17 protein-coding genes and 2 tRNA genes are annotated in these 13,385 nt (G+C 59.6%); 17 read left to right on the forward strand and 2 right to left on the reverse strand.

Annotation, left to right across the window (positions count from 1 at the left end; genetic code table 11):
- Positions 1 to 563: 563 nt before the first annotated feature.
- Positions 564 to 911 (reverse strand): hypothetical protein, encoded by a 348-nt coding sequence (locus LXM96_RS11605; RefSeq protein ID WP_239998655.1) that lies wholly within the window; start codon positions 909 to 911, stop codon positions 564 to 566.
- Positions 912 to 1,643: 732 nt separating this feature from the next.
- Between LXM96_RS11605 and LXM96_RS11610 the strand changes: the two genes are divergently transcribed.
- From LXM96_RS11610 to LXM96_RS11625, 4 genes are all read left to right on the forward strand, one after another.
- Positions 1,644 to 2,192, forward strand: a complete 549-nt coding sequence (locus LXM96_RS11610; RefSeq protein WP_239998656.1) for a methyltransferase domain-containing protein — start codon at positions 1,644 to 1,646, stop codon at positions 2,190 to 2,192.
- A gap of 378 nt (positions 2,193 to 2,570) precedes the next feature.
- Positions 2,571 to 2,765 (forward strand): hypothetical protein, encoded by a 195-nt coding sequence (locus tag LXM96_RS11615; RefSeq protein ID WP_239998657.1) that lies wholly within the window; start codon positions 2,571 to 2,573, stop codon positions 2,763 to 2,765.
- 12 nt (positions 2,766 to 2,777) lie between these two features.
- Positions 2,778 to 3,425, forward strand: a complete 648-nt coding sequence (locus tag LXM96_RS11620) for a class I SAM-dependent methyltransferase (protein ID WP_239998661.1) — start codon at positions 2,778 to 2,780, stop codon at positions 3,423 to 3,425.
- Positions 3,426 to 3,453: 28 nt separating this feature from the next.
- Positions 3,454 to 3,693 (forward strand): hypothetical protein, encoded by a 240-nt coding sequence (locus LXM96_RS11625; protein WP_239998662.1) that lies wholly within the window; start codon positions 3,454 to 3,456, stop codon positions 3,691 to 3,693.
- 596 nt (positions 3,694 to 4,289) lie between these two features.
- Here LXM96_RS11625 and LXM96_RS11630 read toward each other — a convergent pair.
- Positions 4,290 to 4,364 (reverse strand) — tRNA-Thr (locus LXM96_RS11630).
- Positions 4,365 to 4,507: 143 nt separating this feature from the next.
- Between LXM96_RS11630 and LXM96_RS11635 the strand changes: the two genes are divergently transcribed.
- The 13 genes from LXM96_RS11635 (at position 4,508) to LXM96_RS11695 (ending at position 13,381) form a co-directional block, all read left to right on the forward strand.
- A complete protein-coding gene (locus LXM96_RS11635; RefSeq protein WP_239998663.1) occupies positions 4,508 to 4,708 on the forward strand; it encodes a hypothetical protein in 201 nt (66 codons plus the stop codon).
- A 111-nt stretch (positions 4,709 to 4,819) separates the two neighbouring features.
- Positions 4,820 to 6,112: a UDP-N-acetylglucosamine 1-carboxyvinyltransferase gene (gene murA, locus LXM96_RS11640; protein ID WP_239998664.1), complete on the forward strand. Its 1,293-nt coding sequence runs from the start codon at positions 4,820 to 4,822 to the stop codon at positions 6,110 to 6,112.
- Between the two features lie 93 nt (positions 6,113 to 6,205).
- Positions 6,206 to 6,643 carry a DUF2948 family protein gene (locus LXM96_RS11645; protein ID WP_239998665.1) on the forward strand — a complete coding sequence of 146 codons (438 nt, stop codon included), beginning with the start codon at positions 6,206 to 6,208 and terminating at the stop codon, positions 6,641 to 6,643.
- 45 nt (positions 6,644 to 6,688) lie between these two features.
- Positions 6,689 to 7,987 (forward strand): histidinol dehydrogenase, encoded by a 1,299-nt coding sequence (gene hisD / locus LXM96_RS11650; RefSeq protein WP_239998666.1) that lies wholly within the window; start codon positions 6,689 to 6,691, stop codon positions 7,985 to 7,987.
- A 2-nt stretch (positions 7,988 to 7,989) separates the two neighbouring features.
- Complete coding sequence (locus LXM96_RS11655) at positions 7,990 to 8,463, forward strand: UPF0262 family protein (RefSeq protein ID WP_239998668.1); 474 nt, start codon at positions 7,990 to 7,992, stop codon at positions 8,461 to 8,463.
- Positions 8,451 to 8,948, forward strand: coding sequence for an arsenate-mycothiol transferase ArsC (locus tag LXM96_RS11660; RefSeq protein ID WP_394801947.1), 498 nt, complete (start codon positions 8,451 to 8,453; stop codon positions 8,946 to 8,948). Before LXM96_RS11655 ends, LXM96_RS11660 begins: the two co-directional genes overlap by 13 nt.
- A gap of 121 nt (positions 8,949 to 9,069) precedes the next feature.
- On the forward strand, positions 9,070 to 9,288 hold the full coding sequence (gene infA / locus LXM96_RS11665; RefSeq protein WP_004435948.1) for a translation initiation factor IF-1: 219 nt from the start codon (positions 9,070 to 9,072) through the stop codon (positions 9,286 to 9,288).
- 30 nt (positions 9,289 to 9,318) lie between these two features.
- A complete protein-coding gene (locus LXM96_RS11670; RefSeq protein ID WP_239998670.1) occupies positions 9,319 to 9,939 on the forward strand; it encodes a Maf-like protein in 621 nt (206 codons plus the stop codon).
- Positions 9,940 to 9,941: 2 nt separating this feature from the next.
- Positions 9,942 to 10,148, forward strand: coding sequence for a DNA gyrase inhibitor YacG (yacG, locus tag LXM96_RS11675; RefSeq protein ID WP_239998671.1), 207 nt, complete (start codon positions 9,942 to 9,944; stop codon positions 10,146 to 10,148).
- A gap of 165 nt (positions 10,149 to 10,313) precedes the next feature.
- Positions 10,314 to 10,389 (forward strand) — tRNA-Phe (locus LXM96_RS11680).
- A gap of 140 nt (positions 10,390 to 10,529) precedes the next feature.
- Positions 10,530 to 11,102: a DNA-3-methyladenine glycosylase gene (locus tag LXM96_RS11685; RefSeq protein ID WP_394801944.1), complete on the forward strand. Its 573-nt coding sequence runs from the start codon at positions 10,530 to 10,532 to the stop codon at positions 11,100 to 11,102.
- Positions 11,103 to 11,465: 363 nt separating this feature from the next.
- Positions 11,466 to 13,088 carry a globin-coupled sensor protein gene (locus LXM96_RS11690; RefSeq protein ID WP_239998675.1) on the forward strand — a complete coding sequence of 541 codons (1,623 nt, stop codon included), beginning with the start codon at positions 11,466 to 11,468 and terminating at the stop codon, positions 13,086 to 13,088.
- Positions 13,088 to 13,381: an STAS domain-containing protein gene (locus LXM96_RS11695; protein ID WP_239998676.1), complete on the forward strand. Its 294-nt coding sequence runs from the start codon at positions 13,088 to 13,090 to the stop codon at positions 13,379 to 13,381. Before LXM96_RS11690 ends, LXM96_RS11695 begins: the two co-directional genes overlap by 1 nt.
- Positions 13,382 to 13,385: the final 4 nt, after the last annotated feature.

Genomic DNA, 13,385 nt, shown 5'->3' on the forward strand with positions numbered 1-13,385 from the left:
AGGACAGTTCGCAGTGCGCGTATGCTGACGGGAGACGAGATGAAGGTAGAAGCGCGATCTTTGTGCAGAGGTAATGCCTTCAGGCCCCAGCCCTTTGCATGCAGTGGTCGCTCTCGTCGCAGATCCACGAGCTGTAGAGCTCAGTCGGCAGCAGTTTTCGAGCCAGGAGTGCTTCACTGCGTAGAGGACCCTCGTGGGGCAGCAAGTTCTAACATGCCGTCGTAACTCCACGCGGCTAGGTTAGGTACGTCAGACGCAACAATGGCAACCAGTTAATCGGTGCAGACTTGGTCGAGAAAGCAAGGTCGCGCTTTACCAAGGTGACACCTTCAAGGGTCAGCGTCATCTAACATCCACCCGAGTGGCGGCGGCAAAACCTACGGCCGGTGCGGCGGTCTCAACGTAAGAGACACCGCTACGCGCCGAAAGCCACTACCTGACGATGTACCACGCGAGCTCCACCTCAGCAATTTAGCCGGGAGGAAGATCCTGCGGGGCATGCTAGGAGCGCGGCATGCGCCGCAGGTACGATGCCGATGCCAATTGGGCCAAGGTAGGAGAGGCTACCGCGATCGGCATCTCCGTTGTCCGATCAGGATTTTGCCGTTGCGGTCCTTGCGCCAGTACGGCGTCTTGACCCACTTCAACTTCCCGGCCGCCCACGCCTTCTCCAGGCGTGCAATGGCCGTGTCGACGTTCTTCGCCAGCGTCTCCATCACCGGCTGCATCGTGCGGGACGTCTCATGGTAGACGGTGGCCAGCGCGTAGGCGAGATCGTTGGTTCTCGTCCCTCGCCTCTCCGCCTCGTCCAGAATGGCGGTTGTGCCATCCACCTGCCCCTGCTTCAGCGACGTGCCGAACACGCCGCTCCCACGACGCCGTAGCGCCGCGAAGAACGCTTCGCGATTCATGATGTTCTCCTGATTTTCGGATGGTCAGTCTGTGGTTATGATGGGCCGATGGATATTTTTGCGCGCTTGCTTATGAGAATGTCGCTGTGGTTGCGTAGGCCACCGTCCCGGTCGCAGGTTTATGTGATGGCAATCGTCGTCGCACTGGCGGCAGTTTTGGTGTCCATTGAATCCCTGGGGTACTGGCCGGATTGGATGACCACGAACCGGCTCCCGCGAAACCCTTTTTAGAAAAGCAACTGCGATGGCGAGAAGCTCGAAATGTCACAGGTGCTGAAGTCGCTGTTGGTGATCAGAGGCACGAAGCTGCAGTAGTCTCCGGCTATGGGCGGCGGGTATTTACGAGGACGGTCGTCTGGTTTATCGATTCCAACCGTGAGATGAGAGGTGCCTATGGACGACGAACAACTAGATCGACTGCCCGGCTCTTGGACATCTTTGTTGAGGATAAGATCCGAGAGCGGATCGGTGATAGCGAAGAGAACCAAGCCCATGAGCAAGCCAAAGAGTTCGTGAAGGAACTCGCTACAGCACTTAATCCATCAGTAGAATGAGATTCCAGTGAACATATGTCCCGTCTGCACGAATGCCGCCCCCTTCTTGGACTACCGGGGCAGATCTGCTGAGATATGCCAAGATTGCTCCAGTCTGGAGCGAACGCGATCGCTCTTCCTTTGTCTCCTTTTCACGGGGCACCTGAAATCCTATGGCACGCGTGATTTCCGGCCTATCGTGCATCACTTCGCCCCTGAACGGTCGCTATACGTCCGACTCTCTGCCAGGCACACGAACCCGAATTATTTCTGCTACGACTTCTTTCCCGAGATTTACGCGTTCGCGAAGGAGAAGATCAGCAAACACGATCTTTGCGACACCCAAGCAAATCAAAAGTTGCCACTAGCGGACGTGATCATCCACAACCACGTGCTGGAGCATTTGCCTGTCGACTGGCGCAGAGTCTTGAGAGAACTTAATTCCCGCCTGATGCCCGGCGGCCTCCAAGCTATCACCGTACCGACCAGACGGGGGCGGTTTGACGAAGACCTTTCGGATTTACCGCCAGAGGAAAGAAAACGCCGCTTCGCCCAGGAGGATCATATGCGGATTTTCGGTGACGAGGACGTGATCGGCATGATGGCTGCTGAGGGCATGAAGCCGTTCCGGATAAGTCACTACCTCTCTCCCGACTTAGCCTCCGTTTTCGGCGTTAAGAACTCTTATGATTTAGATGCCGCCGGCAGGGCTGGCGGAAGCACTGTCTTCTATCGCGAGAACATCTAACCTATGGATCCAGCGCCCCAGAATACATCACGACCGTCATAAAGCGGCTGGAGAAGCTGGAGGCGCCGAACCAGCAGGTGGACGGACATATCGCCATTGTCGCAGGATTCCAGAAGCGTCCCGGTCCTAAGGGGAAACCGCTGTGGCTGCCTCCAGATGGTAATGTTTGGAGCGATACAGTTCCGGCGTTCACCGGAAGTATCGACGCAGCATATGATCTCTCGCAATTAATGTTTCCGGGAAGCGCCTGCGGCGTTGCATGGAGGCCGCCCGCCGCACAGTTCTCGAAAGAACCTGCTGCAGAGGCAGCGACGCTGGCCATCTCTCTTTGTCTTGCTACCCTTCGTCTCAAACACAAGGTTGCAGAAGGATACCAGTATGAAGCGATCTGAGGTTGTGAAGCGAATGGCTCGCGAAGCCTTCGAGGCCCGGAAACAGCGGGAGCGGGATTCCCACGGCTTCAACGTCATGGATGCCTTCGATGATGCCCTAAACATGGAGGCCGACCTTGAAGAGGCCGAAAGGATCGTGCCAGCGCCGTTCACTAAACCTGAAGACTATTTCAAGGCTTGATTGAGGAAACGCATGAGCGATCAGCGGATAATGAAGGACTATTGGAACCGAGAGGGCTCGGGTGACAAGGCCAACTGGCACATCGCCCACATCGATGACGAGGAAGAATTCTTCGCTTCAGGGAAGAAGGACCTCGATAAAGTCTTCGAAGGTGATCTCGGCAGGCTCAAAAGCGGTTCAACAATCCTGGACGTCGGGTGCGGACGTGGGCGACTAGCGCGTGCTCTCGCGCAGGCTCGTCCTGATGTCCGGGTTTGCGGCATCGATGTCGCGCCCTCCATGATCCAGAGCGCAATGAAAGCAAACAGCCACATTATCAACCTGTCATTCTGTGTTGGTGACGGGGTTTCCTTGTCGGCGTTTCCTGATCAGGTCTTTGACTACGTATACAGCTACATCGTGTTCCAGCATCTGCCTCGGCACATAACTGCGCAATACATTGCCGACGCCGCTCGGGTGTTAAAGCGGAAGGGAACCTTAATCTTTCAAGTCCAGGGGAGCGAGGAACTAATGCCCGTGGACCCGCCTTGGAACAATTTCCGGAAGATCCGTTACTACACGGAAGAGCAAGCAAAGGCACTGGTCGCTCCGCCTCTGTCGATCGTGAAAGTAAGGGGCAAGGGCGAACACGACTTGTTCATTGAAGCGGTTAGGGCCTGAGCGAGTAGCGTTCTAACGGAGGACTAGAATGGCAGATGAACAGATTGACCGCATCGCATTCCTCCTCGACACCTACTTTTCTGAGAGGCTTTCAGAACAACTCAGCGAAGAGGAATACGAAGAGCCTCTCTCGCGGATTTTGGCAAAGCAATTGGTCTCTGCCATTGTGGCAGAGGCCAAAGCCTCGATAGAGCGGAACTGCGAATTCGTTCCACAGCGAAACAACCAGGAGAACGCCGCCTCGACGGCGGTGTTGCTCGTGTTGTAGGTGGTTACGTTGATGGTATTCGTCCCTTTCGATATCCGAAGCCTGCCGTTACCACCGTCGAGGTCCCCCACCACGATATAGAGAATGCTGCCAGGTTGTGAGTGACCGTATGGGCGCCGTTTCCGGTGCGATCAGCCGTCCGGCCAAGATCAGAAGCATCGCACCCGGTGGTGAGCGTGCCGCTCCCGACCCGAGCTGAAGCATCCCGTCCGGTGCGGACATTGACTCCATCAGCCTCCCGCGACGGCGCAACGGTCACGAGCACATGGCGATGTTCGGATGGTCGCGGCCTTCCGTGGCACAAGTGTACACGAACTAGGTCCAGGATGGCAACTATAGGGCGATATCTTGCTCGCTTCCTCTACCTCGCAGGTAAGGATTGGATTTCGAGCTAGACATTGATCAGGTTTTGCGAGGGGCCGCTCAAGTTTGGGACGAGGACTTAGGGCACAACTGAGGAGCGCCTGAGCCGACGCTCCTGAATCGCAACTACGGAAGACGGGCGGACTAATTGCTGTTTGTAACCGAGTTTGTAACATGAGACTGTACAAACGGCGACAATGTGGCTCCGTTTCAACGAAATCAATAGGAAAGGATGGTGCTGCTAGAGAGATTTGAACTCTCGGCCTCTCCCTTACCAAGGGAGTGCTCTACCCCTGAGCTATAGCAGCTTTGGCGCCGCGGGCCGGTTCGTCCGCGGGCGAGGGCCTATTGCCATAGCTTGGTGGGCAGCGCAAGCGGCAAAATCGACTCCCTCCGCCGACGCCGGAGCCCGCCGCTTTTTTCCACGAAGCTTTTCGGCTATTGGGAGGAGATGACCGAGGACGAAAAAGATCGGGTGGCGGGGGCGCGCAATGCGCAAGCCGCCGCGAAGGCCGAAGAACGCCGCCTACGGGCTGCCGAGACGCTCCGCGAAAACCTTCTGCGCCGAAAGACGCAGGCGCGCGCACGCCGTTCCGGTGCCGCCGACGAAGCTGTTGGCGTGCCTGCCGCCAAAAAAGACGAAGCGCCTTGATCCATCTGGCACCTCGCTCTCCAATGTCATTGAAGCGCTCGCGCTTTTCCTTTAAGGACGCGCCTTCGCGCTTGCACAAGAAGAAGGGCGGGTTCATTCCCGTTGGACCTCATGGATCGCATCAGAATTCGTGGCGGCAATAAGCTCAACGGCATCATCCCGATCTCGGGCGCCAAGAACGCTGCCTTGCCGCTGATGATTGCCTCGCTTTTGACCAGCGATACGCTGACGTTGGAGAACGTCCCGCACCTGGCTGACGTGGAGCAGTTGCTGCGCATCCTTGGCAACCACGGCGTGGACGTGGCCGTCAACGGCCGGCGGGAAAGCCAGGGCGAGAGCTACTCGCGGACCATCCATTTCACCTGCCGGACGATCGTCGACACAGTCGCCCCCTATGAGCTCGTGTCGAAGATGCGGGCGAGTTTCTGGGTCATTGGCCCGCTGCTGGCCCGGGAGGGTCAGGCGCGCGTTTCGCTGCCCGGCGGCTGCGCTATCGGCACGCGGCCTGTCGACCTGTTTCTGGACGGACTGCAGGCGCTCGGGGCCAAGCTGGAGATTGACGGCGGATATGTAAACGCCACGGCGCCGAGTGGCGGGCTTGTCGGTGGGCACTACACCTTCCCCAAGGTATCTGTCGGTGCCACCCATGTCATGATGATGGCGGCGAGCCTGGCGAACGGCACGACTTTGATCGAGAATGCGGCGCGGGAACCAGAGGTGGTGGACCTGGCACGATGCTTGAACGCGATGGGAGCAAAAATTGCCGGTGCCGGCACCAGCACCATCACCATTGAAGGTGTGACCTCGCTCTCCGGCGCCCGCCACCGCGTGCTGCCGGATCGTATAGAGACCGGCACCTATGCCATGGCGGTGGCAATGACCGGGGGCGACGTCACGCTTGAAGGCACGGAAGCGGCCCTCCTGGACAATGCCCTGGAAGCCATCCGCATGGCAGGCGCCACGGTGACCGACACCGAAAGTGGCCTGCGGATCGTACGCAATGGCAACGGCATACAGCCTGTCGACGTCGTCACGGAACCCTTTCCTGGCTTTCCAACGGACCTCCAGGCGCAGTTCATGGCGCTGATGACGCGTTCGTCCGGGGTCTCCCATATAACCGAGACGATCTTCGAGAACCGCTTCATGCACGTGCAGGAACTGGCTCGTCTTGGCGCGCGCATCTCGCTATCAGGGCAGATGGCTCGGATTGAAGGCGTCAGCGGCCTGAAAGGCGCGCCGGTCATGGCAACGGATCTGCGTGCCTCGGTGTCGCTGGTGATTGCGGGGCTGGCGGCGGAGGGGGAGACCCTGGTCAATCGGGTCTATCATCTCGATCGCGGCTTCGAACGCCTGGAAGAGAAGCTCACCCGCTGCGGGGCGGACGTAGAGCGTATCAGCGACTAAGGTTCCGGTGGCGTTGCTAACGGTGTCGGTCCATCCTATCTCCACCCAAGGATGAATTGACGCCGCCGGCGTCATCAATTGGAATTTGTGACAATGGCTGATCTAAAGCTTCTTGCGCTCGACAAGGATGATCTGGGGGTCATTTCTGCCTACATGCAAGACAGTGTCTTGCGCGTGGCGGATGTGAGCTACGACTGGCGCGGCCGCCAGTTCACGCTGGCGGTCAACCGCTTCGTTTGGGAGAAGGTGGATCGTAAGAAAAAGGGGTTTGAGCGGCGTCGATCGGTGATCTCGTTCAAACGGGTGGAGGCGGTGCGCAGCCTTGGTGTCCATCGACACAACCCTGACGAGGTATACTGCCTGCTCGCGATCCGCTTTGAACAGAAGGGCGAAGGGCCTGATGGGACGGTGGAACTGACGCTTGCCGGCGGCGCAGCGATCAGCCTGGACGTAGAGTGCATTGAAGTGCAGATGCTGGACACCGGCGGCGCCTGGGCGACCGAGCGTATGCCCCAGCATATCGACGAATGAAGTGAGTGAACGCGCTGGTGGCGCGATGCATTGAGGGGATGTGGAGTGGCAATCTGGCTAGAGTCGGCCTCCGAGGATTTCGAAGCGCGTTTCTCCGCCTTCCTTTCCACCAAGCGTGAAGTGTCGGATGACGTCAACGCCGTGGTCAAGGCCATCATCGATGATGTCAGGAAACGCGGTGATGCCGCGTTGATCGACTATTCCCGGCGTTTCGACAAAGTTGAGCTCTCCGTAGAAAGCTTGCGTGTCCGCGAGGAAGAAATCCAAGCAGCAGTCGCGGCGACGGCACCTGATGTCCTCGATGCCCTCCGCCTTGCGGCCGAACGCATCGAAAAGCATCATGCCCGGCAGATGCCGAAGGACGACCTCTACGAGGATGAACTTGGTGTCGGGCTCGGCTCGCGCTGGACCGCGGTCGATGCTGTGGGTCTCTATGTCCCAGGCGGCACGGCCAGCTATCCCAGTTCGGTCCTGATGAATGCACTGCCTGCCAGGGTTGCCGGCGTGCCGCGCATTGTCATGGTTGTGCCTGCCGCTGGCGGTGTCATCAATCCGGCAGTTCTTGCCGCAGCCAGCATCGCCGGCGTCTCTGAAATCTATCGCATAGGCGGCGCGCAAGCTGTGGCGGCACTAGCCTACGGCACGAATAGGATCGCGCCGGTCGCCAAGATCGTGGGGCCCGGCAATGCCTATGTGGCGGCGGCGAAGCGGCAGGTCTTCGGGCAGGTCGGCATCGACATGATTGCAGGCCCTTCGGAGGTTCTGGTGATTGCCGACGCAGACAATGATCCTGACTGGATCGCGGCGGACCTCCTGGCCCAAGCGGAACACGATGTCGGCGCGCAATCGATCCTGGTCACGAACGACCGGAATTTCGCGAAGTCCGTTGAGCAGGCGGTCGAGCGGCAACTGAAGACGCTCTCGCGGTCGGAGACCGCAAGTCGGAGTTGGGTCGACTTCGGCGCGATCATTCTGGTTGACGACCTGATCTCGGCTCTGCCGCTGGCAAATCGCATAGCCCCCGAACATCTGGAACTCTCGGTCGCTGAGCCGGATCTGTTACTCGGCGGGATCCGCAACGCGGGTGCGATCTTCGTCGGGCGCCATACGCCCGAGGCCATCGGCGATTATGTCGGTGGCTCAAACCATGTTCTGCCAACGGCACGCTCTGCGCGGTTCTCGTCGGGGCTGTCGGTCCTGGATTACGTCAAACGGACTTCGATCCTGCGCCTCGGCCCCGATCAACTGGGAGCGCTCGCGTCTGCAGCGATCACGCTCGCGCATTCGGAAGGACTTGACGCGCATGCCCGATCGGTGGCCATCCGGTTGAACCGCGGGAGCTGACGATGGCGCAGGGCGATTTTCGGCTCTCCGATGTCGTCCTCGACGAATCCATTGGCCGTTCCACTCCGGACGTCGAGCACGAACGAGCGGTAGCAATTTTCGATCTGGTCGAGGAAAACACGTTCGAACCGGTAGGGCATCCTGGCGGACCTTACCATCTCAAGCTCTCGTTGGTCGATTCAAAGCTCGTCTTCACCGTCACGACGGAAGCAGGCGAGGGCGTGGCGACGCATATCCTTTCGCTGACGCCCTTCCGGCGGATCATCAAGGACTATTTCATGATCTGCGAAAGCTACTACGAAGCGATCCGTTCGGCGACGCCCAGCCGCATCGAGGCGATCGACATGGGGCGGCGCGGCATCCATAACGAGGGCTCACAGACGCTGGCGGACCGCCTCGAGGGCAAGGTGACGATGGATTTCGATACCGCGCGGCGGCTGTTTACGCTCGTTTGCGTGTTGTATTGGCGCGGATAACGGCCATGGCCGAGCCTTCGACTTCCGATGCGCTGACGGAAAAGCCTGGCGCAGTCCTCTTCATGTGCGGCTGGAACGCCATACGTTCGCCCATGGCGGAGGTCATTGCCAAACGCCTCCTGCCACCCGATATATACGTGCAATCTGCAGGTGTCCGCTCCGGCGAACGGGATCCTTTCGTCGACGCGGTTCTCGAAGAGGTCGGCCTCTCCATCGGGAAGCACCATCCGCGCACCCTGGATGATCTTGAGGACGATTTCTTCGACCTCATCATCACTCTGACGCCAGAAGCACATCATGCGGCGTTGGAACTGACACGTTCCAATGCAATATCCGTGATTTATTGGCCGACGCTGGATCCGACTGCGGCCACTGGAACGCGCGAGCAGCGGCTTTCCGCCTATAGGGAGGTGCGGGACTATCTTTGGCGGCGGATTGGCGATCAATTCGCCGGCTTCAAGAGCCCGCGACCGGAGACGCCCTGAGGCGCAAATGAATTGGATTATGCGAGTTCACAAACGGGACACGATTGTGTAGTTTCCGCGCAAATTTCCGGGCGGACGATCTGTCCAGCCCAACATCAACCGACAGGAAGAACACCCATAGATGGCTAAAGAAGAAGTCCTCGAATTCCCGGGCGTTGTCACCGAACTGTTGCCGAACGCAACCTTTCGGGTGAAGCTAGAGAACGAACACGAGATCATTGCACACACCGCCGGGCGCATGCGCAAGAACCGCATCCGCGTTTTGGCCGGCGATAAGGTCCTGGTGGAAATGACGCCTTACGACCTCACCAAGGGCCGCATCACCTACCGTTTCAAGTGACGCTTCAACACGGCAGAACGGCTAAAGCCAATGGCGTCTGATCAGAAACTAATCCTGGCCTCTGGATCGCCGCGACGCCTCGACCTGCTCAATCAGGCGGGCATCGAGCCCAACCGGCTAATGCCGATGGATATCGACGAGACGCCGAAGAAGTCGGAGCATCCGCGCTCGCTGGCGCGCCGTCTGTCCTCTGAGAAGGCAGAGGCGGCTTATGCGGCCACGAACGGCGATCTCGCGTGGCGCCACAGCTATATCTTATCCGCCGATACTGTTGTCGCGGTCGGCCGGAGGATCCTTGAAAAGACCGAGTTCACGGAGGAGGCAGCGTCTGCTCTCCACCTTCTCTCCGGCCGCGGTCACTGGGTCTATACCGGCATCTGTCTGGTGACACCCGGTGGTCAGTTTCGGCAAAAGGTCGTGCAGACCAAGGTAAGATTCAAGCGCCTTTCGGCCCGGGAGATCGACAATTACATCGCCTGCGGGCAATGGCGTGGCAAGGCCGGGGCTTACGCGATCCAGGGTATCGCCGGCAGCTTCGTTCAGAAGATGGTCGGCTCCTACACCAATGTTGTGGGCTTGCCGCTCTACGAAACCCTCTCCCTGCTTTCCGGGGAAGGGTTTGATGTTCAGGCGGCGTGGCCGGAGAGTTGACCATGTCTTCACCGATCAAGCCGGGCGGCAAGGTAGAGCCGTTACGCAAGGCCCGCCCGTGCCCGGAATGCGGCAAGCCTTCTGAGCGGGAGCATTATCCCTTCTGCTCCGACCGGTGTCGTACGCTTGACCTCTCCCGCTGGTTAAAGGGCTCCTACGCGATCCCGGTTTCTGATGATCAGTCCAAGGCGGAAGCGGGCGACGACTGAGGTGGCGATTTCGGCCCTCCCGACGGTTGCAGGAATCGCGCGTCGGGCTGCGAAAAAAGTGCCTTGTGCCGCTGGACATGGCCGAACAAGATGTTATAACCCCGCTCGCTTCCGGGGGGATACACCCCCCGCCGGCCTAGGAGCCGGAGGCTTTAGCGCCTCGATGCCCGGATAGCTCAGTTGGTAGAGCAGCGGATTGAAAATCCGCGTGTCGGTGGTTCAAATCCGCCTCCGGGCACCATTTCTCATCGATCACGTCAGTGTCTGCTGAGGGTAAATCGTCCTTGATGAGTCCCTTTCGTGCCGCATCTAGGTTCTCATGTTGATCTCGTTGCATCGCGATGTGCTGGTTGGCGACGTTTATCTTCTTGGTCTTTGCCGATGCGGAGAGCGGCGGTGACACCTGCAGAATGGTTCGAACGGACGGCCGTAGAGGTGGCGCAGGATTTGGTCGGCGCCTCTTTATGTTTCGATAGAATTGGTGGGATGATCGTCGAGACCGAAGCCTATGAATTGCAGGATCCGGCATCTCACAGCTTCCGCGGCCCCACCGCGCGCAACAGGTCCATGTTCGGGCCCGCTGGAAGAGCTTACGTGTATCGATCCTACGGAATCCACTGGTGCCTGAACGTGGTCTGCCGGTCGGGGAGCGCTGTTCTCATCCGCGCCGTTGAGCCCCGATGGGGTATTGAGAGAATGATGGAGAGGCGTGGCCAGGTGAGCCATCGCCTGCTCTGCGCTGGTCCGGGCCGAGTTTGCCAGGCGCTTGGGGTGTCGGGTGAACACGACGGCCTTGCTCTGACGGAGCCGCCCTTCCACCTTGTTCTACCGGAGGCAAGGCCCGAGTTGGTGGTGGGCAAGCGCGTCGGCATCACCAGAGCGGCGGAGCTTCCCTGGCGGTTCGGCTTGATGGGGTCCCCCTACGTCAGTCGCAAGTTTCTACTCGCTCCCTAGAGATGTCTTGGCATCCAGTACAGGACCGACCTGCTCGCGGCTTGATGTGCGCCATGGTGGCACAGCGAATTTGCTGCTGTTGCAGGAAGCCTTAACCTTCGGGCAAGGAATTAACCATACATATGAGCGACACGGCAAATTGGGGGAGCACTCTTCCCCAGCAGGCATGAGGCCGCCACTGCCGTACCGGTTTCGATCCGGTATCCGCTCACGATCACATCCGAAACGACTGCGGCAACGACGTCGCCCATGCCTGATGCGCCTCGCGCAGTCTTGGCGGCACCCATCTGCAGTGGAGCGGAGTGAACATGAGCCTTTCGCTTGCGGTCCTAGCGGGACCGATCCTTTTGTTGGGGACGCATTGTGGGGCAGAGTTCGCCATCCGAACAGGCGCGAAGAGCCCAGGCGGGGAGCCTGGGTGAGAGGCTGGCATTCGCCGGTCTGGACGCCCGGACCTGCGACCTCCTGCGTCGTCACAGGCCACAGCTTGACCAGCACTGCAAGGCCGGCCTTCGCGATCTCTTTCACCGACTTCAAACGTCTCCCGAAGCCGCCGGTCAATTCACGAGCGAACATCAGATAGAACGCCTGCACGACCTGCAGGCGACCCACTGGGGCGTTCTCACCGACGCCCGTTTCGACGCTCTCTATGCGGAGCGGGTTAAGGTTCTTTCGGATAGCCAAAGCCGCATGGGGCTTGCCCCGCGATGGCACGTTGCCGGCCACGCGGTGGTTCTGGAGCATCTTCTCTCGGGTGTCCTTGCCGAAGAGGTTGGACGACAGTTTCTTCCGGCGGCGCGCCGACGCAGGCAGGAACTCGCAGATCTCATGGGCGCATTGGTCCAACTGGTTATGGTGGACGTGGAGATTGCCGTCTCCCTGCGGTTCAACGAGCTTCGCCAGAAACATAACCACGATCTTACCCAGCAGCGGCAGGACCATCAGGCGGAGGTTGCCGCCCTTTTTTCGGATGTCTTGCGCTCACTTGCAGAACGCGATTTTACCATCTCGCTTCCCCTGGACGTGCCGGAGCCTTACCGCGAACTGGTGGATCTGCTCAATCAGGCGATCGACGTGAGCCGGGCGTCGCTCCAGACGACCGCGGCGAAGGGCGAAGAGGCGGGCGGGGCTGCGAGCGGGCTTGCGCTGGAGGCCCGCGAGCTTGCAGAGAAATCCTCCGGACATTCGCAGCGGTTGTGCGAAGCTTCTGCGCAGCTCGCCGCAATCACTCAAGCCGTGCATGCCTGTGCAGCAGGAACAACGGCCGCACAGCAAGCCGCTGCAGAAACGCGCCAGTCGGTGGAGGAAAGCGGCCAGATCGTCGGCCGCGCCATCAGCGCAATGGCAGACATTGAAGCGTCCGCCGAAAAGATCGGTGAGATTATTGGTGTTATCGACGAGATTGCCTTCCAGACCAATCTTCTGGCGCTGAATGCCGGCATCGAGGCGGCGAGGGCAGGGGATTCAGGTCGTGGGTTCGCCGTTGTTGCGCAGGAAGTTCGCGCACTTGCCCAGCGCTCAGCGGATGCCGCGCACGAGATCAAGGCGCTCGTGAATGGGACAAAGACGCAGGTCGATGCCGGTGTACAGATGGTTCATCGGACCCAGGACGCCATCAGTGGGATCGTCCGCCAGGTCACCGACATCGACAGCTCCATCGCCGGCATTGCGATGCAGGCAGGGCAGCAAGCAGATGCGCTTTCCGGGGTGACGAAGGAGGTTGCCGCCCTCGGTACCGAGGTTGCCTCCACCGCCGGTCGCGCGGAGCACGTCGCAGCGCGTGCCGATGACCTGCACACCGTTATCCTCGAACTCGGCCGAACGGTGCGCGAGTTTCGGATCGAGCGGCAGGCTAGGTACCATTCGGATGTGGCTTCGCCGGTAGCGAACCCCCAGCCAAGGATGGAACTGGTCGCAAACGGTCCTGCGGCCGATTTTCATGATGACGCAGATTTTCTGTTTCACAAAGCGCAAGGAATGATCTGATGGCTGCCAAGAAGGCCGCGAGTGGGACCCTTAAACTCTCTCCGACCATGGACCTGAACGAGGCGAGCGCCCTGCATGCCAAGCTGCTGTCCATGCGCGGCGGCAATATCGTCATCGACGCCTCGCAGGTCGAGCGGCTCGGTGTTCAGTGCGCACAGGTGCTCGTGGCCGGAGCCCGTGCCTGGCAGGCCGACAAGAAGTCATACGTCGTGAAGCAAGCCTCCGACGCTTTTGCAAAGACAATGCAACTCATCGGTATCGACGCCGAGCACCTGGTTGCCAAGGAGATCTAAGGGA

Origin of the sequence: Rhizobium halophilum, assembly GCF_021648825.1 — a bacterium.
GTDB classification, from domain to species: Bacteria; Pseudomonadota; Alphaproteobacteria; order Rhizobiales; family Rhizobiaceae; genus Neorhizobium; species Neorhizobium halophilum.

Excerpts from the sequence above, each read along its gene's own strand:
- yacG (WP_239998671.1), top strand. The coding sequence starts at position 9,942 with ATGTCTTCACCGATCAAGCCGGGCGGCAAGGTAGAGCCGTTACGCAAG.
- LXM96_RS11685 (WP_394801944.1), top strand. The coding sequence starts at position 10,530 with ATGCGGAGAGCGGCGGTGACACCTGCAGAATGGTTCGAACGGACGGCC.
- LXM96_RS11670 (WP_239998670.1), top strand. The coding sequence starts at position 9,319 with ATGGCGTCTGATCAGAAACTAATCCTGGCCTCTGGATCGCCGCGACGC.
- LXM96_RS11695 (WP_239998676.1), top strand. The coding sequence starts at position 13,088 with ATGGCTGCCAAGAAGGCCGCGAGTGGGACCCTTAAACTCTCTCCGACC.
- LXM96_RS11605 (WP_239998655.1), bottom strand. The coding sequence starts at position 911 with ATGAATCGCGAAGCGTTCTTCGCGGCGCTACGGCGTCGTGGGAGCGGC.
- LXM96_RS11645 (WP_239998665.1), top strand. The coding sequence starts at position 6,206 with ATGGCTGATCTAAAGCTTCTTGCGCTCGACAAGGATGATCTGGGGGTC.
- LXM96_RS11655 (WP_239998668.1), top strand. The coding sequence starts at position 7,990 with ATGGCGCAGGGCGATTTTCGGCTCTCCGATGTCGTCCTCGACGAATCC.
- LXM96_RS11620 (WP_239998661.1), top strand. The coding sequence starts at position 2,778 with ATGAGCGATCAGCGGATAATGAAGGACTATTGGAACCGAGAGGGCTCG.
- LXM96_RS11625 (WP_239998662.1), top strand. The coding sequence starts at position 3,454 with ATGGCAGATGAACAGATTGACCGCATCGCATTCCTCCTCGACACCTAC.
- LXM96_RS11615 (WP_239998657.1), top strand. The coding sequence starts at position 2,571 with ATGAAGCGATCTGAGGTTGTGAAGCGAATGGCTCGCGAAGCCTTCGAG.
- murA (WP_239998664.1), top strand. The coding sequence starts at position 4,820 with ATGGATCGCATCAGAATTCGTGGCGGCAATAAGCTCAACGGCATCATC.
- infA (WP_004435948.1), top strand. The coding sequence starts at position 9,070 with ATGGCTAAAGAAGAAGTCCTCGAATTCCCGGGCGTTGTCACCGAACTG.
- LXM96_RS11635 (WP_239998663.1), top strand. The coding sequence starts at position 4,508 with ATGACCGAGGACGAAAAAGATCGGGTGGCGGGGGCGCGCAATGCGCAA.